This window comes from Okeania sp. SIO2B3 (assembly GCF_010672525.1).
Taxonomy (GTDB): Bacteria; Cyanobacteriota; Cyanobacteriia; order Cyanobacteriales; family Microcoleaceae; genus Okeania.
This window is the reverse complement of record NZ_JAAHGH010000021.1, coordinates 1-21,427: the sequence shown is the minus strand read 5'-3', so window position 1 is coordinate 21,427 and position 21,427 is coordinate 1. Positions and strand designations below refer to the sequence as shown.

Genomic DNA, 21,427 nt, shown 5'->3' with positions numbered 1-21,427 from the left:
AAAACCATGAAAGCTTTTACAGGTATTGATTACAATTTTATTCAGCAAGCCCTAGTTACAGCGGTTCCCGTTGCCCGTGAGGTATACCTGTCGCGGGCAAGATGCCCGCACTACAATGATTTTACTATTCGACCCACATTCCGCACCACAAAATGTAGTATAGAAGAAGGAGTGAGGAGACAACCCACCCCTCGCCCCTCCCCCTCCCAGGAGGGCGAGACAGAATTTTAGAAGGGAAGAGGACAAGGATTACTAATTTATCTGTTTGACAACTGCTGAAAAATCTACAAATCTCACCAAACCTCATCTGTAGAAGGTATTTGAACTGTGGGAGGCGGAGCAATAGGAACATTACCTGATGCACCAGCTACTTGTCCAGCAGGTGATGAAGCAGCTTTTAAAACAGCAGTAGAAGCCCATTTAATATATGTAAGCAGTGATTCAGGATTACTAGCTTTTAAAGGTTTGAATTCTGGATGTGCTATGAATTTTTGCAGTACATCTTCATCTGCATCTTGACCGATAGCAATGGCAATACGAACTGCTTTCTTAGCCCAAGGTTGTGCCATTAATGCTCTTAAACCGTTCTCAAAATCATCAGTAGGTTGACCATCAGAAAGCAACACTAGGACAGGAGGCAAGGCGCGATCGCTCATAGGAGGAGTCTTTAACTGTTCGGCAAGCATTTCTAAAGCTGTTCCCATATCAGTATTTCCTCCTCCTACAGTTGCCAGAGTTTCATCCAAATCAAATTCATAAATAAGTTTCTTTTTCTTTTCATTTATATTGCCAGTAAACTCTTGAACTACTCCTCCTACTGAAACTGCCACTTTGAATGATGTGGGATCGTTACAACCTGAACGACCATGATTTTTAAAATGATTGACAAAAACTTTATAATGTCCCATTGGCGAACCTCCTGGCGGCCAATAGATATTTTCTACAGGTTCTTCTGATGTTGGACTTACATTCATATCAACATCCAATTCACCTTGACACACAGGACATTTTTTCTTGCTATAGTAAATTTCTGTACCGCAGGGACAAATAGCATGAAGATCGAGATCGTTGTAATTGTTCCACATTAGAGAAAATTGAACGTCTCCAGATTTTGCCCCCTCCCGATCCAAACGTCTTTTAAATTCAGCAGAAAAAGCTGCTGTTTGAGGTACTTCATCAGCACTCAAGTCAGTCCATTGAAAATTTTCTAGTGGTACAGGGGCATTTTGAACCCACGTTGCACCACTAGAAAAACGTAATGTTCTGATCAGCACAGTAGCATTTGGATTTTCATCTGCAACCTGTCTCATCTGAGGTAGTGTTTTGCGGATAGCATTATTCAGAGATTGGATTTTTCTATCCAAAGACATTGAACCAGAAGCATCACAAATCCAAATAAAGTGCAGAGGACGAGTTGCTAATGTTCCCCCAGGAAGTGCGCACATAAGTTGTTTCTCCTAAGTAATTGTTTAATGTTTTCTGTGTCAAAAAATTTGAAAGGAAAGCTAAACAGGACTTACACAAATTAACCTTTAAAACACCATATGTAGGGGCGAATGGCATTCGCCCTCACTCAATTTAGTGTCCGTGCGTAAGTCCTGCTAAACTCGAATTTCTCCTTTTTCAGTTCCGAAGTTAATTTTAGTTCCCACTGCCATAGTAACACTACGTCCAGGTTCAACATCTTTCATATTATTATCAGCTGTTGTCACCACCCATTTTGCGGTGGATAGATTTTTCAATCCCCAAAGGTTAGGATTTTTAGGATTTCTAACTACCCCTGCTACTGCTTCTGAAAAATCATATTTTTTCCCATCGTCTACATGATGAGGAAATAACTTAGTATCGTGATTTAGCATGATAATTTTTTTACCAATACGGATACGAGGTGGTGTAACTATTTCTTTTTGACAATTCCAACAAGGATTGAGTTTTCCTTGTTTTTTCAGAGCATTTATATCATAAAAATTTTGTTCCCCACAATGAGGACAGTAAATGATGGAATCTCGCAAATTCAGCATAGTTTTACGCCACTCATTTTCCTGTACTCGACCATTTTCAGGGTCTTTAATTCCATCGGTAAAAGCTCTGGTAAATAAGTCTCGCAATGATTGAGGATAAATATCCCAAAAAACAAGAGGATTATCTTGTACCCCAGGAACGGGACGGTTGGAATGATCGTCGGGGTCAAATATAAAAAGTGCCTCTGTACCATAAATTTTTGTCATTGCTGGCAAGTCAAAACAATGAATAGCTTGTTCTTTTGCTCCCTCTAAAGGATGATGGTTGAAGAGAATATAAAATAGCAAAACTGTTAAGGAAAATAAGTCAGTTCGTGTGCTAGGGTTTGCTTCACCTTTGACTATTTCTGGTGCCATAAAACGTGGGGTTCCGGCAACACTTCCAGGCGTTTTGTCCACGTCTACATTATCATTATCACAAATGCGCACTTCTCCCGTATCGGGGTCAAAAAAAGCATTGCCAAAAGAAATATCTCGATAGCATAATCCTTTGGCATGAAGTTGATAATAACTATCAGCTAGTTCAAATCCTGCTGTCACTAAAGCACGAAAACTAGGGTCAATCCTACGTTTGACTAAATCGTTTAGACTTTTAAAACGTGGTTCTCGTAGAGGCATTATATAACCATAGGATGAGGGTTGTTCGGGAGTTAGTGCTAAATCTATTGGCCAAAGAAATCGGTCGTTAGGGGCACCACTTTGAATAGCATTTTGTAAGCGCTCTTTTTGACGGGGGTCTTGTTCAACAATATGGGGAAAATACCATTTGAGAGCCATTGATTCCCCATTGACATTAACTTGGTAAACTTCTCCTTGTCCGCCTTCCGCAAGGCGTTTTTCAATTATACAGTTTGCACTAGAAATTTCGGTGGCAATGTTTTGTCCATCTTGTAGTTGACTCATTATTTTTCTGCTGATAATTTGGGTTAATATTTTCAAAGAATGCCTTTTTCAGCTTTTCTAGTATTAATTTAAAAGCAAATATTTTTGGCTATTTGTTATTTTTTTTTATGAGGAAGGTAATGGGTTTGGACTGGTTAAAGGTGTTGTTTTTGGGCTTGGTAAAACTTTAGGAGTTGAGGTTGTTGAAGGTTTTGGTTCTGGATTATTAGAACTAGAGCTTTTTGGTGGAAGTAACCAGATAGCAGTAGCAATATTTGTACACATACTAATAGTAACTAAAACCATAGTCGCAATTAATCCTTTTTGTAGAAAATCTAAATTTTTTTTTGTTTTGGTTCGACGAGTGACTATTGTTTCTGTTTGTGTGACTTTTGTGGCTTTTTTATTATTAGTAGAATTTGATTTTTGTGACTTTTGTTCTGTTAAATTTTGCAAGCGTTTTTCAATATCTTCTAATTTCTTAGATTGGGATTCTGATAGTTCTATAAAACTCTTTTGCAAATCTTGTAATAAATCACTAAAATTATTGACAAGTATTTCCATTTGATTTGATTGGGCTTCAATAGTTTTATTGAAAAGATCAAAAAACTGTTTTAGATCGTCTTTTTTGACAATGTATTCTAATTTATCCTCTATTTGTTGAACTTTTTCCTTATATTCTTTCTGCTCTTGTCGTACAATTTTAATACCATCACCTGTGTCTTGAATATCAATTTGTTTAATCAACCCAAAGGTAATATCATCTCCACTCCCTCCTTGAGATGTCTGCTCCAAAAAACCTTTTAGTTGTGATTCAACTTCATCAAAAGTTTGCTGCCGAATCATATCTAAGTAATCTTTACCAATTTTGATGAATTTATCTTCACTATCAAAAGAGTTGGCATAACCATCTGTAGAAACTATAATCATTGGTCGTTTACTTTCTTGCGTGTAACGAACAAAATGATTATTTATATATTTCCAGGCATCCTTCATACACAAAGAATAGGTTTCATTAGCTATCAGATTTTCATCTTTTACAATAGGTCTAGTTGTTTTTCCCCAGATATCTACAGTCAGAATATCTCCATCTCCCAGTTGAAGATAAAGGTTATAATCTTCTGTTACTAAAACTGCTAAGAGAGTCGCACCATAAACAAGATATTTACGATCTTCTTTATTATCTTCAAGACTTTGACGTACTTTTATTCCCTCTTCTTTTTCTAAATTATCCAATTCTTTTGAAGTAAAGTCCTCCTTTTCTAGATCGTCATCGACTTTCTCTTTCCATTTGGAAACTATTCTTTGGGGAAGCTTATCGTCAACATAATCTTTTACTGCTGAGATATTATGTCGATCGCTTTCTTGATCTACTAAACCTGTCAAAAGTTCTATGGCAGTTTCTACAGCAAACCTAGAACCGCGATCGCTCCTAAAACTTTTGGCACTACCATGACCATCAGAGATAGCTAAGATAATAGGCAAACTGTTCTCCTTAGGTTGTTCATAACGGCCGTGATCCTGGTTATCCAATTTTTTGCGAGAGTGACTTGCTCCTGTAACACTTTCTAGCATCACGCGCCATGGTTGTGAACCTCGATCTAATTTTTCATTTTCTTCACTCATAAATTTTTTCCCTATTTGATTCTAATATCTATCAGGACTTACGCAGAGAATCTATATATAGAGAGGGCGAATGCCATTCGCCCCTACATATTGCGTTTTAAAGGTTAATTTGTGTAAGTCCTGATCTATGTCTTGATTATATACCTGGGAAAATCTTTTTTCTACAGCAGTTTTCAGGTCAATAAACCACATTAAAAAAATGATAACCCTGTAGAGATGTTGTATGCAACGTCCCTACTTTGTGGTCTACTCAAATGAAAAGCGCTGTAAGTCCCATTTCATAGAAAAACTTCACCAAATATCATCATCATCCGAACTACTCGTAGGTACAGCAGGAATTGGAACAGCTCCAGCAGCAGCAGGAACAGAAGTTACTACGGTAGTTGGTGTAGTACCAGTTGGGTTTGAAACTACACTTGTTGCCGGAGTTCCAATTTGACTAGCTGGGGAAGAAGCTGCTTTTAAGACTGCAGTAGAAGCCCATTTAATATATCTGACCAAAGTCTCAGCATTATTAGCTTCTAAGGGTCTGAGTTCTGGATGATCGATAAACTTTTGTAGAGTATCTTTATCAGCATCTTGACCGACAGCAATAGCAATACGAACAGCTCTTTTTCCCCAAGGTTCGTTCATCAACGCTCTCAGACCGCTGCCAAAGTCATCAGTAGGTTGACCATCACTAATAAGGACTAATACAGGTGGTAGAGCGCGGTCTGTCATTGGTGGCATTTTTAGTTGTTCTGCAACCAATAACAAAGCTTTGCCCATATCCGTGAGACCTCCCGCAGTTAAATCTGTCCAATTAAAACTATTGACGGGAGTTTCAGTGGGAACGTGCCATTGAGCGCCATCAGAAAATTTAACTGCTCGCACTAACACATTAGCATTAGGATTTTCATCAGCTACCCGTTTCATTTCTGGAAGACATTCACGAATGGCTGTATTCAACGCTTCAATTTTGCCATCAATTGACATAGACCCAGAACAGTCACACAGCCAAATGAAATGTAGGGGTCGGTTTGATATTTCGCCACCAGGTAATGCCATAGTTTTTAGTTCCTTAGATTTTTTTGTTATAGCGCTACGCGCTAGGGAATAGTAAACTCTTAAGAGGATATCTGAAAAGTTTTTTGAGACTGAATTGTTGCCCCCCGAGCAAGCCAACGCATGGGGGGAATAAGAGTCAATTTGCTTGCTCTAGTCCCCCTATTTTTGCCCCCCTAGCCCCCCAACGCATGGGGGGAACAATAGTCAATTTGCTTGCTCTAGTTCCTCCAACTTTGGGGGGAACAGAGTCAATTTGCTTGCTCTAGTCCCCCAACTTTGGGGGATGCGCGGGGGCAAAGTTTTTTGAGACTGAATTGTTGCCCCCCGAGCAAGCCAACGCATGGGGGGAACAAGAGTCAATTTGCTTGCTCTAGTCCCCCAACTTTGGGGGATGCGCGGGGGCAAAAATCTAACTTCTGACTTCAGCTATATTTGCCCTCTAACAGAGCCAAAATTAATTTGAGTACCTGCCACTAACTTTAAAGTTCGAGTAGGTTCAATATTTTTAGACTCACCATTAACCATAGTAGCAACCCAAGTTTGATGAGATAAATTTTGTAATCCTAATACACTAGGGTCTTTGGGATTAGGATTAACTTTTGCCACAATTCCATTATTTGATTTAGAGGTTAAACCAGAAATATCTGTTTCTTTGAGTTGGGTATTATGGTTCAGGGTAATTACCCGACCATTTATTTTCAAAGAAAAACTGCTTCTTGATGAAAGTGAAGGCATTGTTATCGGTGAGTCAGATAAAGTGGAAGTTGTTGCTTCTGAACCACAAACCGTTACTTTTGCCCGACCTACATTTATTTGCTCCCCTGGTCGAACACTTCGCTTGCTACCTGCTTCCACATCTTCACAGAAAATGTTTCCTCCATCAAACTGGAATTTAAAAGCAACAGAAGGAGTTTCAGGAACATAAACAATACATAGTTCTGGGTTACTCCCCACAGTGACAGTTTCTTTTCCCAAATTCACCGTCTTAATTTCTTTTGGACCATAACTAATTTCCAGCCATGCCTTCCGAAATAGAACTTCTGTAATTACAATCATTATACCAATACAGAATCCTAATATGGCAGCACCTATTAATCTACCTACTTGATCACCAAAAGCTGCAGCTATCGATAGAAAAGCGATCGCTCCTAGAACACCACCAACTGCTCCACCAACTAAGGCTCGTTTTCCCTGTAAGTTAGGAATAAAGAATGCCATACCAAAAGCTAATAATGCTCCAAGTAGTGCCCAGGCCATGCTCCTACCTATAATTGCAACATCTGCCATGCCTCCATAAAATAATTCTCCAATTCCTCCTGCGACTAAACCTGCTGCCAAACTACCTGCAACTCCACCAGTCCCCTGTACAAAGTTGAGGGAGGTTCCTAAATAGCGTTTTTGTCCTGTGGTTAGAGCAATAAATGTACCAATAGCTAGTAAGGCAGTCCACAAGCTAGTAGCAACGATCAAAGAAGTCTTTTGGTCTTTGGAAACTGCTTGTGTTCCAATGGCAGAAGCAATCTTTTCTCCGATTTTTGGTAAAATTTTGTCAAAGTTTTGCCGAGCAGCAGCAGTTTCAGCGAGGGAAAAAATTTCACCATCAATTTCTCTTTGTAAGGGTTGGAATATTGAACGGTCTCCATCACTAATCACTAGATGAAGTTGGTCTATTCCTTGGTCTCTCACAGATTTTTCCGCTGCTGCTATAGAAGGAGTCTCTTTATCTGGTATCTTAGGTGGAGCATCAGTAATTAAAAGAATAGCTTTAGTGGCGTTCTCTCGAAATGGTTGTCTTGCTCCCAAAACTAAAGCATCAAGACTACTCTCTTCCTCATCTCCTCCATAAACCATTCCCATTTGACCTACTTTGGTTTTAAAGCTATTTGTATCTTTTGTGAATGGTTCTCCTGCAAAGGAAAGAATATTGGGTTCTTCTCCTTCAAAGCGATCGCCAAAAGCTATTAATCCTACTTGCGCGTCCAGTTCTCTTGAGTTTAAAGTAGAGACAAAGTTACTGATGCCATTTTTAACACCATTGATTTCTCCTTCCATACTGCTAGTAACGTCTAATACAAATAAAACATCAACTTGCTGAAGAGTAGGAGTTGGCAGAATAAATGCCAGTAATAATTCACCAATAATTGCACCTATTAAGCAACCAAATGCTGCTAAAATTCCGAATATTAGAATCTTTTTTAGAGCTGCTATTTTTTGATACATGATTCATATTTCCTTGATCATATAAATTCATTTTTTCTGATTTAGGGCTTGCTGATTAAATCTAAAGGCATTGACAGATAAAGACTTTAGCCTTTTTTTGGTCTGTAATACCTTGGTTTTCAGTTCTTCACGCCCAAAAAGGAGCGTATTTTAGGCGCATAGTTGGGCAGAAAAATTAAGGGACAATTCTTACTCCTACCTGCTCGCTCATTCCCATTTCTCCCCTCCTGGGAGGAGCCTGCGGGTGGGTTGTCTCCTGTCTCCTGTCTCCTGTATCCTACCCCTACTAAAAGACTTTTTCAGCAAGCCCTATTTAGCATTTCACCAAATTTGATGTTATGCCAATTGGAAAAAAGAATGTTTCAAATGGTGAGGGCGAATGCCATTCGCCCCTACGACTTTTGACTTTCGTGAAACGGTATTACTCATTAGCAGGAGTAGATTTTTGTTCTATATACCATCGCCAACCGATGAAGGGTAATAATCCAAAAATAGTGCAAAAAATTAACGTTCCTCCTAATATCAACATTCTGGTTATAAAGGGTAAACTAGGGATATTATTAATCCTAAAATTTTCTTCTGCTGAAAGTTCTCCTACAGTAATTTTAACAGTTTCTTTTTCGTATTGTTTAATAGAAGTAGGTTGATAACGAATTTCATATTCTCCTAATAGAGAAACTAGAAATATTTCTAATGCCTGACTAATCTCTGTAGAATTAGCAGAAAATAGGTATATTCCTTCTGATGCTTGAGCAAGTTTTTCTAGAACTTCTGGATCTATTTCATCATATTTACTACCCTGAGAATATCCATAACCCAAAGTATGTATAGTAATTTCAGGACTATCTTTAATTAATTTTTCTAAATCATTTAGCTCTGATTTGTTCTGGGATAAAACAGAGTCAAAGCCATCAGAAACTAGAATAATTCCTAAACGAGATGGCTCTTGAGAACCTGCTTCTTTTTTAGAATAATTCTCGTTAAGATATCTAATAGCAGTCCCCAATGGTTGTCTAATATTTGTACTGCCACAAGGTTTTTTGTTTTTGCTCTTAAAACGATTTTCTAAGTCTGATAGTTCCTTCTGAAGTTCTGGAGCTTCAGGTGAATAAAATTTACTCAATGCACCATCATTAACTGGCGGTGGAACATAACCTCCTCCACAATTTTTTCCATCCTCTGCAAAGGGAACAAGTGAAATTTTTGAGGGGTATTCTTTTTGATCAATATCTTTTATAAAAGAACGAATTGCTGCAATAGCTGCTAACCCTCTAATTTGATTATTTCGATCTAATTGATTCATGCTCCCTGTCACATCTAACAAAATAATAATGTTACTAGGGTCTGGTTTTTTTTCATCTGGTTTTATCAGTATAAAATCATCAACTAACTCCCCATTAGATTTCAGTTCAATATCTTTTTTATTGAGTCCTTCTTTGAGTCTATTTTTCTCATCTAAGACTTTAAATTCAATTACAGCTTCTACTTGATGTTCTGTGTTGTTTTCGTCATAAGATTTAACAATTTTTAGAGTTTCCGCAGCAATAGATGGCTGCCATGTAACTGTTAAACTTAATAAGCAAATAGCACTATGCTTCAGGATCGAGAAATCGGTCATAAAAAACAAACCTCACATATTTTCGAGAACTTTGATTTTTGGTATAAAGAGTAATAACAGTATTATGATAAAGTTCAATCTCATTTGGATAATCTATCAATTCTAAATCTTTGTCTAAATTAGGTGAACTATTTTCAGGTTGATTAGATATATTAGCATAAGGATTTGGGGCTGTATTATTTACCGTTTCCGGTGGTTTAATCACAATTTCACTGGGAAGTTTTTTGAGGATATTGTTAGAAAAATTTTCAATAGTTGCATTTCTACCATTGATTTTAATAGTAGCAATTTGACCGGGTAGATCGTTAACAATAATATCCGCTTGTTCTACATCAGAACCTATAATAATATTCCCTGTTTTGGGAAGTTCTATTGATAATCCTTCTTGAATAGTAAGTTGATTTCCAGAAGGAGCATAAACCAATTTTAAACGACGGTCTTTGTAAGTTTGTCGATTGAGATTATTTGTAGTAGTATTGCCTCCAGAAATTCGTTCAAAACCATATCCAGCTTTTAAAGCAAATTGACTATTAGGAGATTCAGTAAAGCTCAAGGCAAAACCAAGCATAGTTCCTAATAAAATAAAGCTCCAAATATCTTGTTTAATAATTATTTCGGAAAAAATAAACACGATCAAACTTACAATTAAGCTCAAACAAATACTTTTGACAAAATGATTGATAACTTTAGTTGTATCATTTTGTATTCCTCCTATTGTTGTTTTATTTAAAACTAATTTACTCCATGTCCGCAAGAGCCATGTTATTCCTTCTGCGAAACCAATAACTAAACCAATTATTAACCAGTCTATCAGTCTGATCGTCCAAGCAGGAAATATAGTTAGTTTAAGAACAAAACTGATTATTCCAGACAATATTGCTCCTAAAATACTAGCAACAATGGCAAATCTTAGAGGTAATTTAAGAACTTTCCAACCTTGTTTTAAGCGAGTTGGATGACTGAAAAAAACTTCTGCCATTACCATTGCAACTGCTAAAAAAATGGTGACGATAAAAAATTTAATTAAGTAGGGATATTGAGCAAAAAATGTCAGGTCTAAGCTATCCCAAATAGGTTTGAAATCTACCAGTAATATTTGACTGAAACTCCAGCCAAGCACTGATGCTAATAGTCCAACAATGAAGTATAACCAGTTACGCATAAAAATTAATTCCTATTATAAAAGTATTGATATTGATAAGGATGAAGTTGTATTTTTTTCTTGTTGTACATAATAACCATTTTTGATAATCAAAAAATATTTGTATAATGGCCAAGTTATGCCTTTTATCTAAATATTATAGCAATTTCCATACTGGTTATTTCAGTTATCAGTCATCAGTACCTCTAGCTCATTTAATTTTCCAGTTCATTAGACGTAGGTTGGGTTGAGGAACGTTAGCGGAGCTTATCCGTAGGATAAACCCAACATTAGCAAGGTTTTGTTGGGTTTCACTGCCGTTCAACCCAACCTACATTTTTAGGCGTGTCAGTCTACTAAGTCATTGCGACTGGAACGGAGTGGAAGGAAGCAATCTCAAGGGTTTCGACGGCATAAACATTTCGTTACATAGTGACGTTTATTCGCACCTACCTACTTATATTAATTATTTACATTTTCTAGATGCCTACTAATTCATAAATTTTTCAATTATAAACAGAAAGAAAGCAATCGCAAACAACATGATTGTCAACAAAAAGAAAAACAAAATTGTTGCCACTTCAGATTTAAACAACCCTAGAATAATAATTGCTATTAGACTTAATTCTGAGAAAACAATCAGGATAATAGCAATTTGTTTTAGCAATATTTTAGTGTTATTTATTTTTATTCTATTTCCATAATTATTTGGAGGTGTTTTATTTTGAGTATTGTTGGGTACATTCTCAAAAGAATTTATATTGATTTGTTGCCTATTTATACTTGGAGTTTGTTGTAGCGATCGCTTCACTGTTTCTCGGTCTATATCGTTAACATTGACAATTTCCTGTATATATTCCGGAACAGTTTTTTCTTTGACAAAAAATGGATAATTTTTACCAGATTTCTTCAGACTAAAATAAAGTCTATGAGAAATTTCATCCTTGAGCTTTTCTTCTCTTAAAATCTGGAGCAATATAGACTTAAATTTTGGGCTAGAAGCAATTTTTAGAATGTTGGAATAGCCTTGTTTATACCGTTCTCGATATTCTTTAGTTTTTGACTGATTATAAAAATATTGAAAGGATGAACTTGTATTTTTTTCTTGTTGTGCATCATAACCACTTTTGAGCATCAAAAAGTCTTTGTCTAATGGTGAAACTATACCTTTTATCCAAAGATTATCTTCTTCAGTAAAGAACCTTTTTAATTTTCTAGGTTGATAAGGCCATTTTTGTTGAAGAGGTAACATAAATTTGTCTTCAACAATATTATTTATGATTAACCATACACCTTCTTCAATATAATTTTTGAAACAGGAATCGTTTTTTGTTGGTTGAATTAGATATTTAAGTCGTTGGCATGAGTACAAAAAAATATTCCAAATATCCTCTTCACTAAAAAGTAATTGCTGAAACAAATCTACTGCTCTTTCAGGTACGATTAAAGCACTGAGTGTATAGTAACGAATAATAGAAGAGAAGCTATTGAATTCTGTGATTATTTCATCTCTGTTCTTGGTTGCTAATTTTTGCCATTGTTCATAATTTTGGGGAATATCTGTTTTAATAAATTCAATTTTTTGTAGAGATAATTTTCCATTTTTGACAAAATTGTTGAGAATTGTATTTACATTCATAATTTTACTAGCGATGGTTTTTCTAAATATCTAGAGCATATATTCTTGAACTATAAACATTAAGAAAGCAATCAGTATTAGCAGTAGTGCTAAGACTAAGGGAGATATAACTACTTCAATTGCAAATTGAAGAAATCCTAGAATCATAGTTGCTATTACACCTAATAAAGAAAAAACAGCTAGAATTGTAGAAATTTGCTTTAACAATCTTTTAGCATTATTTGTTTGTCTTCTATTTCCAGAATTATTTGGAGGTGTTTGATTTTGAGTATTGTGGGGTAGATTATCAACTGGAGTTCTATTTATTTGTTGGTAATTTCCAGAATTACTTGGAGGTGTTTGATTTTGAGTATTGTGGGGTACATTACCAACGGGATTTTGATTTATTTGTTGGTAATTTCCAGAATTACTTGGAGGCGTTATATTTTGAGTATTGTGGGGTACATTACCAACGGGATTTTGATTTGTTAGTTGCGGTTCTCTACTAGGAGGTAGTTGTGGCGATCGCCGACCTATTTTTCGTCGATTCCAATTCAAAATTTGGCATAAATTCTCCCAGATAGTTTTTTCTTTTACTAAGTATAAAAATAATGAAGCATTCGCAGGATATTTCTTCAGTTTAGAATACAGTCCATGAGAAACTTTGCCCCTAAACTTTTGTTCTATTAAAGCCTGGAAAAATAAAAATTCTGTTTTGTGGTGAGAAGTATTTTTGCTAACTTGAGCAAAAATTTGAGTTATTTTTTCATATCCTTTTTTGTACTCCTTTCTATATTGTTCATTGTCTAAGTTATCAAGAAAACCTTGAAAAGAGGAACTTGTACTCTCTTGTTGTTGCCCAGTATCACTACTTTCAGTAGGAAGAAATTTTTGGTATGACAAAAATATGCCTTTTCTCCAAATATTCTCTTCTTTAGTAAAGAACCTTTTTAATTTTCCAGATTGATAGAGTCGAAAATTTTTTTGACGAGGTAATCTAAATTGGTTTTCAACAAGATTATTGATAATTAACCACACACTTTCCTCAATAGATTTCTCAATTGTTTTTTTTAAATAAGGATCATTTTGCCTTTGTTGAAAATATTTAAAATATTTAGCAGACTTCAAAAACTCTTCCCAAATATCATTTCTACTAAATAGTAATTGCTGAAACAAATCTACTGCTCTTTCAGGTACTATTAAAGCACTGAGGGTATAGTAACGAATAATCAAATAATAATCATTAAATTCTGTTCTTATTTCATCTGTGCCTTTGTTTGATAAATTTTGCAATTGTTGATTATTTTGCTGAATACCTTTTGTGATAAATCGAAATGTTTGTTGTGATAAATTTCCATCTTCGACAAAATCTTTAAAAACTGACTCAGTATCTAAATTATTTGATGTTGTCCCTTGATTAAACTGAGACGGAGAAGATGCTTGTGGAGAAGAGTAATTACTATTAGTTGATTCTCTTTGATTAGACGAAGAAGGGGGAAGTGCAGGTTGACGAGAAACTGTAGAATAATTTCTATGAAAAAACTCCTTTGTTCCAGCTTGTATTAAAGTAAAATCTGTAGGACTTGCAACTGAGTCAACGTTAAATGCCCAAGCAGCTTTTTCTCGATCGCCAGGGACTAAACTTAAACAGGTTTTCCACATTTTTAGTAAGTTATTTTTACTCATATCTAAACCTGGTTTAAATAAACGCAACCCATCAAACTTACTATCATAAAAATCCTGAGAATCTGGATAATCTAGAGACTCTAAATCTTGACTACTAAACCCATCAAATTTATGACTTTTTTCCGGCTTATTTTCCAAGATATCGAAAGTTAAATTCTCTGGTCGAGTATCGAAAAAAAACTCAATTAAAGTTGCCATTGCATCGTAATTTCTATCATAAGATTCCCGACAACAGAAATAACGTTTCACAGGAAAAATTCGATTAGCAAAGTCAATTGCAATAGAAACTACTGCTAAAACAGCCCATTCTTCAATAATTCTTCCTACTAAAGCATTTCCATGAACAAAAGACTCATTAAATTCTTTAAAACCCATCAAATCTCTAGTTTGATGAGGTAAATTTATAAAGCTTTGATAATCAATTTTTTGAGATACATCAAACCGTGAATCTTCTCTTCTAGTAGCTCTTTGAAGAGGTTCAGGAATAACACCATCATTAAAAGTATGTCCTACATAAGGGGAGCCATAAAATCCAGTAGACCTCCAACTATTTCCACAAAATTCATAAGTAAAACCAGACCTAAATTCATAAATTATTACTTCATCTATTTCAGTCATAAATTTTTTCCTAAATCTACGTTTTATTTTCTATAGTATTTCTTTAACCTATGACGTACAGTTTTAGATCCCCCCTAACCCCCCTTAGTAAGGGGGGAACCGCTTAAAAAGGGGGGAGTCTTCAAACTCACCTTTAAAAAGGAGAAAGTATTCAACAAACTCACCCTTAAAAAGGAGAAAGTATTCAAACTCAACCTTAAAAAGGAGGGAGTCTTCAAACTCACCTTTAAAAAGGAGAAAGTATTCAACAAACTCACCCTTAAAAAGGAGGGAGTCTTCAAACTCACCTTTAAAAAGGAGGGAGTCTTCAAACTCACCTTTAAAAAGGAGGGAGTTTTCAAAGTCACCTTTAAAAAGGAGAAAGTATTCAACAAACTCACCCTTAAAAAGGAGGGAGTCTTCAAACTCACCTTTAAAAAGGAGAGAGTCTTCAACAAACTCACCCTTAAAAAGGAGAAAGTCTTCAAAGTCCCTATTTTTAAGGGAGATTTAGGGGGATAGTAAATGTACCTCATAACTGCAGGAATTGCTATAATTATTAACAGTATCCTTCAAAAAGAAGGGTCTTTCCATCTTTTACCTGTAGCTATCCAATACAAAGGATTAACTAAACCAAAAGGTCGCCATTGTCCTGTTTCCTCTATCATCGCTCCATCTTGTAAATTCTTGCCTAAATTTAATCTATTCGGGCGAGGATCGTTTTGAGGCAAAACTCCAAAAGAAGACAAAGCAAAGAAATCAATTTGATTTTTTCTCAGAGAAAGATTTTCTCTTAAAAATTTTCTTGTATTACTCAGATGAACTTGAAATAAATCTCGTTCTGGTTCCCATCGCCTTGTCCACAGTTCGCCACGCTCACATTTACTCATTACAAAAGCAATCCTTATTTTTCTCAGATTACTTTCTATTTTTGTTAGTTCATCTAGGGAAAAAATATCGTCATCTTTGGGAAATTCAGATAAAAGTTTATGAAAGACACTTCTGTAAAAACCATCAATATCTTCAACAATACTAAACTCATTTCCTCGATCTTCTAGACAGAAATCAGGCAGCAAAACTATCCATCCATTAGCATTTGTTAAACAATCTAGGAGATAGGGTTTTATTTGTCTAGATAAATCTGTCCTTCGTAGTTCTTGAAAAAATTCACCTGCATAATCTTTAGCGTTTAATTTAATTTCTGTTGGTCTAGATTTGGGATTAATTGTTATCGAAAATTCGTAGTCTTGCAAACTACCATCAAACATTGTAGGTTCTAAAGGTCTTTTAGTTTCCCAACTATCTCTTACTGTACTTTCTAACTGACGGGTTGCTCCTCTTGTATCGACAGTAACTTTTCCTGTATGACTTTTGTTTTTACTGTAATTAGTAATTGATAATAAAGCTCCCAAAAAAGTAGTTTTACCTGAAGCTCTCGGACCAATTATATAAATATTTTTCTTATTTTCTCCAGGGAGAGTAGTAATAGGTGGAGCAGGAGTTAGTGGCATTTTTTAGATTCCTTAGTAATAGATTTACAGCATATTTCGGACTGAGGTACAGGGTAAATGATAAAAATATTGTAGTGCGGGCATCTTGCCCGCGATGGATGTACCTCTTCAAGAATTTATAATTTATAATTTAGAATTATCTCTCCTTTAAAAGAAGAGGATTTCAACCACAATTTTTCGGTAAAATTCAGTCTAATTAATAATTAATTACTGATAATTAATATAGCCTTCAAAGAGGGGAACTTTCAAAGTCCCTCTTTTTAAGGGGGATGCGCGGGGGATCGTAAATGTACCTCATCTTTATGACAAATTCTATAACTGTTTTAAGTTCCAATATATAACCATGGTAACTCTAATAACGGGCGAGCTTTATAAGTTGTAATAAAGACTTGAGTTTTCACAATACGGTTCTGCTCAAAACGGTAAATTAGCTCCCGAACATTATCAAAAATAGGTAAAACATTTGTTTTATGTTGCATCCAATTAATAGATTTTTCTCGTTGTAAAACTTCGGAAATTTGTTGCACATTGCAAAACAAATCTGCCATATTTAAGCAAAAAATTACATACTGATTATTTCTGGCATTATTTTCTAGAAAATTAATCCATTCTTGAAAACGATTTTTCCATTGAGTTTGTTTTCTAAACCGAATATCCTCTATATTTAATCCATCATTTCCAACCAAATTATTCTTTAATAATTCTCGGTAGGGAGCCATAACTATCATTAAAAATTTAGCATTATGGAGACTTGTTAAAAGAAAATTCCAATCTTGAGGATTAGCTTTGCGCCATCTAGAATCTTCTGCTCTCCAAGCTTCTCCAGGAGAATCAATCAAATTTACCTTTATCTCTTTAATATTACCAGATAAATTAACCCTCAGTTCTATAGGTATATTATTAATACTATCCGTAGGCATAACTTGACCATCAATAGTAAATCGTTCTAAATCATCATAAGAAGGTTTAATAACCTGAACATTACCTCTATTAGACTTAGCTAACTCCAACATCAAAGTAGTTTTTCCTACTGCTTGGTCTCCCATAACAATAACTGACATAGTTTACTGAAAAAAAATCAAATAAATTTAAGTAAGCATTCAGCTATTAGCGTTCAGCTCTCAGCTTTTTAACGAAGGATGTAACTCAATAGAATATTAAGGTTAACTGGTGAACTTTTATCAAAAAATCAGGTCTAAAACCTCCCCTTGGATAGGGGATGAACAAAATCAACATCCGTATTTCAATCCCAATGGTTTAGGCAGAGATACTGATAACTAATAACTAAAATGACCCATACTTTTAATTCCTTAAAACCTCTCAATTGCTTTTGTCTTTTTTAAAGGTTAATTAAGCTGATAGCTGACGGCTGAATACTTACAAATTTAATTATACTCCAGTTCAAAGGTGCGGTATCCCATAGAAATTTGTTTGCACCATTTACTAATGATCAAGTCTATTTTAGTGCTGTAAACATTTCCTGATGTTTCTCTTTCCAAGGAAGTTTTAAACTTGTTATATTCTTGCTTGCTATTTTTATTAAAAAATCCTTGTGGATTATCTTCCTCATTCTCAGTCAAGTCAATAGAATAAGACCAAATTTTATTCCCGACGTTACTGAAACTTAAAATTAATGTGTACTGAATTAATCCCACTCGACTGTGTCCGGGATAGGGATTAATATTACCTAAATCTGGTGAATAAATACCCAAAACAAACGCCCAAGATTCAACTGCCCAAATAGATGCTTCTTCTGCAATAGCACGTTTATTTTGAATTCGTTTAGCAAGCTGTTTCAGTAACAGTTCTAAAGGAATAACTCCGGCATTTTTTTGCAACTCATCAATAACTTGCTCTTCCAGTGCAACAACAAGCACCGAGATTTCTTTGAGATATTCTCCACACAAATCTGATAGTACAGCTTTACATTTTTTTGCTTCCTTGTACCGGGTTATCCCCTCTTTTTGAATTAATTGATAAAGTGTTTGACGAGGTATGTTATTCATCACCATATTTAATTCAGTTTAAATGAATCTAAAAATTTTTCTACTGCTCCTGGAATTTCATTTTCAATTTCACTTGCGCCAATCATATACAACCTTCGTTCTGCTAAATAAACTCTGAATGTAATAGTTTCTAGATCATTTGTTAGTACAAATTCTCTCCCTAAAAATCTTTCTGAGTTGTAGGAATAATCCCTGCTCAATTTAAAATTTTTAACATCAACAATTTTGTTTTGCACTCTTGCTAATATATCTTGTTTATCTGTCAATTGTTTACTATTTAAAACGTCGGAATAAGCAACTACAAATCTTGATGATTCGGGATGACTTGCAAATACTTTAAAATTAATCTTTCCATTCTCAGTTTCAATAATTTCTATCTCGGCCGTCATTCCACCTGTAGGCATCCAGATGGTAAAATCGCCTTCTTTAAAAATAAATTTTTGCCATTCTATCTGCCCAGATTCAATCGTTAATACAGATTGGGGTTTTTGTGTTTCGAGCTGTTTCATTTCCTGCTCTATCTTTAGTCGTCCTTTTTCAAAAAAGTCTGGACGGTTATTCAAGGAAAAACGAGTTTGTTTGTCTATAGTTTGCCTAGAATTATATAATTTCAAGTTCCAATTACTACAGCTAGTATTGAAAACAACTATGATTGTGATTAAGAATAAATTAAGAATTGAAGATTTTCTTAAGGGAACAGGAATAATATTTTGATACTTTTGATCTATTTTGGAATTTTTCATAGTTCGTTAATTTAGAATGGCTATATTTACATTATACTTAATCTTAACTATGTTAGAATAACTCAAGTTTTTACTTATACAAAATTATTGGGATTTCACATTGTCAAAAAAAACATTTCAATCAAAACATCCTTTTTTACGTTTGCTCAACTATGGAAGTAGTTATCGTATTCAAATTTGGCAAGCTGCTATCTGTTCGATTTTAAATAAAATTTTCGACCTGGCACCTCCAGTTTTAATTGGGGCAGCAGTTGATGTTGTGGTGAAACAAGAAGATTCTCTGATTGCTCAATGGGGAATTCAAGATATTTTTGGACAACTTCTGATTTTAACATTTCTGAGTTTAATTGTTTGGGGATTAGAATCAATTTTTCAATATGCTTATGAGCGACTTTGGCGCAGTTTAGCTCAGAATATTCAGCACGATCTACGTATTGAAGCTTATAGTCATTTACAAGATTTAGAGTTAGCCTATTTTGAAGAACGCAGCACAGGCAATTTAATGGCAATTTTAAATGATGATATTAATCAGTTAGAAAGGTTTTTGGATGTAGGAGCAAATGAAATAATTCAAGTGTTAGTAACAGTCACAATTATTGGCGGTGCTTTTTTTGTTTTAGCTCCTAGTGTAGCTTGGTGGGCAGTTTTACCAATGCCATTTATTATTTGGGGTTCAATTTGGTTTCAAAAATTTTTAGTCCCTCGTTATGCTGAAGTTCGAGAAAGGGTCAGTTTATTAAACGGACAATTATCTAATAATCTTTCAGGAATTACTACTATCAAAAGTTTCACAGCAGAAGCTTATGAAGTAGGAAGAATTACTCGAGAAAGTGAAGGTTATAAAATCAGTAATAGACGAGCGATCGCTTTTTCTGCTGCTTTTGTACCTTTGATTAGAATTATAATTTTTATCGGTTTTACCGCAACTTTATTATTAGGTGGTTTAGAAGCAGTTGCTGGTAAATTAGCCGTAGGTACTTACAGTGTAATGGTATTTTTAACTCAACGATTATTATGGCCTTTAACTCGTTTAGGACAAACTCTTGATTTATATCAACGAAGTATGGCTTCTACTAATCGAGTGATGAATTTATTAGACACTTCTATTACTATTTCTCCGGGAAATATTGCTTTGCCTGTTGAGTCGGTTAAGGGAGAATTAGAGTTAGAAAATGTCTCCTTTGCTTATGGGAATAATTTACCTGTTGTGGAAAATATTTCTCTCAAAATTCCTGCTGGTAAAACTATTGGAATTGTCGGTTCAACAGGTTCGGGAAAAAGCACGATAGTCAAATTATTACTGCGGTTTTATGAAATACAAGCAGGTAAAATTACTCTCGATGGTATAGAAATAAATCAGATTAATTTACAAGATTTACGGCGAGCAATAGGTTTAGTTAGTCAGGATGTATTTTTGTTTCATGGAACTGTGGCTGAAAATATTAATTATGGTTCTTTTGATGCGACTTTGCCAGAAATTATTGCCGCAGCTAAAATTGCTGAAGCGGATGATTTTATTAATAAATTACCTCAAGGTTACGATACTATTGTTGGGGAAAGAGGACAGAAATTATCAGGGGGTCAAAGACAACGAATTGCTATTGCTAGAGCTGTGTTGAAAAATCCTCCTATTTTGATACTTGATGAGGCAACTTCAGCAGTGGATAATGAAACTGAAGCAGCTATTCAAAAATCTTTAGAAAAAATCACTCAAAATCGGACAACTATTGCTATTGCTCATCGTCTTTCTACTATCAGAAATGCCGATTGTATTTATGTTATGGAATCTGGCAAAATAGTTGAGTTTGGTCGCCATGAAGAATTATTAGAAAGTGCGGGAATTTATGCTGGTTTATGGCGGGTACAATCTGGTTTAAAGTAAGGAAGAAGTAAGAAGTAAGAAGTAAGAAGTAAGAAGGAAGAAGTAAGAAGGAAGGCAGAAGTGAAATATATTGAAAAAATATACCAAATCCAGGCATAGGTAGTGATAATTTAATCAGTTGTTTATACCTAAAGTTCAACAATTGAGATTTAGCATCTAAGCGATCGCCAGTAATGGAACAAAAACCTAGGTTAATAAAAAAAGGAAAATAGTTTTGGTAGTAATGGAACAAATATACCCTAAGAAAAAATTACTATTTGATGATTTATGAAAATATTATTGTTTCCTCAGCTTTTATTAATAAATTTCAGGTATTTACCTGAAAAAAAGGAAGAAGGAAGAAGGAAGAAGTAAGAAGGAAGAAATAATAAGGAAGGCAGAAGTGAAATATATTGAAAAAATCCTCATACCAAATCCAGCCATAGGTAGTGATAATTTAATCAGTTGTTTATACCTAAAGTTGAACAATTGAGATTTAGCACCTAAGCGATCGCCAGCAATGGAACAAAAACCTAGGTTAATAAAAAAAGGAAAATAATTTTGGTAGTAATGGGACAAATATACCCTAAGAAAAAATTACTATTTGATAATTTATGAAAATATTATTGTTTCCTCAGCTTTTATTAATAAATTTCAGGTATTTACCTGAAAAAAAGGAAGAAGGAAGAAGGAAGAAGGAAGAAGTAAGAAGGAAGAAATAATAAGGAAGGCAGAAGTGAAATATATTGAAAAAATATACCAAATCCAGGCATAGGTAGTGATAATTTAATCAGTTGTTTATACCTAAAGTTCAACAATTGAGATTTAGCATCTAAGCGATCGCCAGTAA

General features: G+C 34.8%; 15 protein-coding genes. 2 read left to right on the top strand and 13 right to left on the bottom strand.

What is annotated here, in order from left to right; genetic code table 11:
* The first annotated feature begins 6 nt into the window (after window positions 1–6).
* Window positions 7–231 carry a hypothetical protein gene (locus tag F6K15_RS17070; RefSeq protein ID WP_293062687.1) on the top strand — a complete coding sequence of 75 codons (225 nt, stop codon included), beginning with the start codon at window positions 7–9 and terminating at the stop codon, window positions 229–231.
* 62 nt (window positions 232–293) lie between these two features.
* On the opposite strand, the gene F6K15_RS17065 is transcribed toward F6K15_RS17070, so the two are convergent.
* The 13 genes from F6K15_RS17065 to F6K15_RS17005 all read right to left on the bottom strand — a co-directional run bounded on the left by F6K15_RS17065 (window position 294) and on the right by F6K15_RS17005 (window position 18,716).
* On the bottom strand, window positions 294–1,445 hold the full coding sequence (locus F6K15_RS17065) for a VWA domain-containing protein (protein ID WP_293062685.1): 1,152 nt from the start codon (window positions 1,443–1,445) through the stop codon (window positions 294–296).
* Between the two features lie 156 nt (window positions 1,446–1,601).
* Complete coding sequence (locus tag F6K15_RS17060; protein ID WP_293062683.1) at window positions 1,602–2,924, bottom strand: serine/threonine protein kinase; 1,323 nt, start codon at window positions 2,922–2,924, stop codon at window positions 1,602–1,604.
* 105 nt (window positions 2,925–3,029) lie between these two features.
* Window positions 3,030–4,529 carry a PP2C family serine/threonine-protein phosphatase gene (locus tag F6K15_RS17055; RefSeq protein ID WP_293062681.1) on the bottom strand — a complete coding sequence of 500 codons (1,500 nt, stop codon included), beginning with the start codon at window positions 4,527–4,529 and terminating at the stop codon, window positions 3,030–3,032.
* A gap of 291 nt (window positions 4,530–4,820) precedes the next feature.
* Window positions 4,821–5,576 (bottom strand): VWA domain-containing protein, encoded by a 756-nt coding sequence (locus F6K15_RS17050; RefSeq protein ID WP_293062679.1) that lies wholly within the window; start codon window positions 5,574–5,576, stop codon window positions 4,821–4,823.
* Window positions 5,577–6,002: 426 nt separating this feature from the next.
* Window positions 6,003–7,796 carry a vWA domain-containing protein gene (locus F6K15_RS17045; protein WP_293062678.1) on the bottom strand — a complete coding sequence of 598 codons (1,794 nt, stop codon included), beginning with the start codon at window positions 7,794–7,796 and terminating at the stop codon, window positions 6,003–6,005.
* A gap of 421 nt (window positions 7,797–8,217) precedes the next feature.
* Window positions 8,218–9,414, bottom strand: a complete 1,197-nt coding sequence (locus tag F6K15_RS17040) for a vWA domain-containing protein (protein WP_293062677.1) — start codon at window positions 9,412–9,414, stop codon at window positions 8,218–8,220.
* Window positions 9,386–10,576 (bottom strand): hypothetical protein, encoded by a 1,191-nt coding sequence (locus F6K15_RS17035; protein WP_293062676.1) that lies wholly within the window; start codon window positions 10,574–10,576, stop codon window positions 9,386–9,388. Before F6K15_RS17035 ends, F6K15_RS17040 begins: the two co-directional genes overlap by 29 nt.
* 469 nt (window positions 10,577–11,045) lie before the next feature.
* The gene (locus F6K15_RS17030; protein WP_293062675.1) at window positions 11,046–12,194 is read right to left on the bottom strand and encodes a hypothetical protein; all 1,149 of its coding nucleotides are present in this window, start codon (window positions 12,192–12,194) and stop codon (window positions 11,046–11,048) included.
* Between the two features lie 30 nt (window positions 12,195–12,224).
* A complete protein-coding gene (locus F6K15_RS17025) occupies window positions 12,225–14,477 on the bottom strand; it encodes a hypothetical protein (protein ID WP_293062674.1) in 2,253 nt (750 codons plus the stop codon).
* 551 nt (window positions 14,478–15,028) lie between these two features.
* A complete protein-coding gene (locus F6K15_RS17020) occupies window positions 15,029–15,967 on the bottom strand; it encodes a hypothetical protein (RefSeq protein ID WP_293062672.1) in 939 nt (312 codons plus the stop codon).
* A 323-nt stretch (window positions 15,968–16,290) separates the two neighbouring features.
* Window positions 16,291–17,028, bottom strand: a complete 738-nt coding sequence (locus F6K15_RS17015) for a hypothetical protein (protein ID WP_293062670.1) — start codon at window positions 17,026–17,028, stop codon at window positions 16,291–16,293.
* 324 nt (window positions 17,029–17,352) lie between these two features.
* Entirely contained in the window at window positions 17,353–17,979 is a 627-nt protein-coding gene (locus tag F6K15_RS17010; RefSeq protein ID WP_293062668.1) for a hypothetical protein, read from the bottom strand.
* 2 nt (window positions 17,980–17,981) lie between these two features.
* Window positions 17,982–18,716 (bottom strand): hypothetical protein, encoded by a 735-nt coding sequence (locus F6K15_RS17005; protein ID WP_293062666.1) that lies wholly within the window; start codon window positions 18,714–18,716, stop codon window positions 17,982–17,984.
* Window positions 18,717–18,816: 100 nt separating this feature from the next.
* Between F6K15_RS17005 and F6K15_RS17000 the strand changes: the two genes are divergently transcribed.
* Complete coding sequence (locus F6K15_RS17000; RefSeq protein WP_375341070.1) at window positions 18,817–20,598, top strand: ABC transporter ATP-binding protein; 1,782 nt, start codon at window positions 18,817–18,819, stop codon at window positions 20,596–20,598.
* The last annotated feature ends 829 nt before the right edge of the window (window positions 20,599–21,427 follow it).

Excerpts from the sequence above, each read along its gene's own strand:
- F6K15_RS17070 (WP_293062687.1), top strand. The coding sequence starts at position 7 with ATGAAAGCTTTTACAGGTATTGATTACAATTTTATTCAGCAAGCCCTA.
- F6K15_RS17065 (WP_293062685.1), bottom strand. The coding sequence starts at position 1,445 with ATGTGCGCACTTCCTGGGGGAACATTAGCAACTCGTCCTCTGCACTTT.
- F6K15_RS17060 (WP_293062683.1), bottom strand. The coding sequence starts at position 2,924 with ATGAGTCAACTACAAGATGGACAAAACATTGCCACCGAAATTTCTAGT.
- F6K15_RS17055 (WP_293062681.1), bottom strand. The coding sequence starts at position 4,529 with ATGAGTGAAGAAAATGAAAAATTAGATCGAGGTTCACAACCATGGCGC.
- F6K15_RS17050 (WP_293062679.1), bottom strand. The coding sequence starts at position 5,576 with ATGGCATTACCTGGTGGCGAAATATCAAACCGACCCCTACATTTCATT.
- F6K15_RS17045 (WP_293062678.1), bottom strand. The coding sequence starts at position 7,796 with ATGTATCAAAAAATAGCAGCTCTAAAAAAGATTCTAATATTCGGAATT.
- F6K15_RS17040 (WP_293062677.1), bottom strand. The coding sequence starts at position 9,414 with ATGACCGATTTCTCGATCCTGAAGCATAGTGCTATTTGCTTATTAAGT.
- F6K15_RS17035 (WP_293062676.1), bottom strand. The coding sequence starts at position 10,576 with ATGCGTAACTGGTTATACTTCATTGTTGGACTATTAGCATCAGTGCTT.
- F6K15_RS17030 (WP_293062675.1), bottom strand. The coding sequence starts at position 12,194 with ATGAATGTAAATACAATTCTCAACAATTTTGTCAAAAATGGAAAATTA.
- F6K15_RS17025 (WP_293062674.1), bottom strand. The coding sequence starts at position 14,477 with ATGACTGAAATAGATGAAGTAATAATTTATGAATTTAGGTCTGGTTTT.
- F6K15_RS17020 (WP_293062672.1), bottom strand. The coding sequence starts at position 15,967 with ATGCCACTAACTCCTGCTCCACCTATTACTACTCTCCCTGGAGAAAAT.
- F6K15_RS17015 (WP_293062670.1), bottom strand. The coding sequence starts at position 17,028 with ATGTCAGTTATTGTTATGGGAGACCAAGCAGTAGGAAAAACTACTTTG.
- F6K15_RS17010 (WP_293062668.1), bottom strand. The coding sequence starts at position 17,979 with ATGGTGATGAATAACATACCTCGTCAAACACTTTATCAATTAATTCAA.
- F6K15_RS17005 (WP_293062666.1), bottom strand. The coding sequence starts at position 18,716 with ATGAAAAATTCCAAAATAGATCAAAAGTATCAAAATATTATTCCTGTT.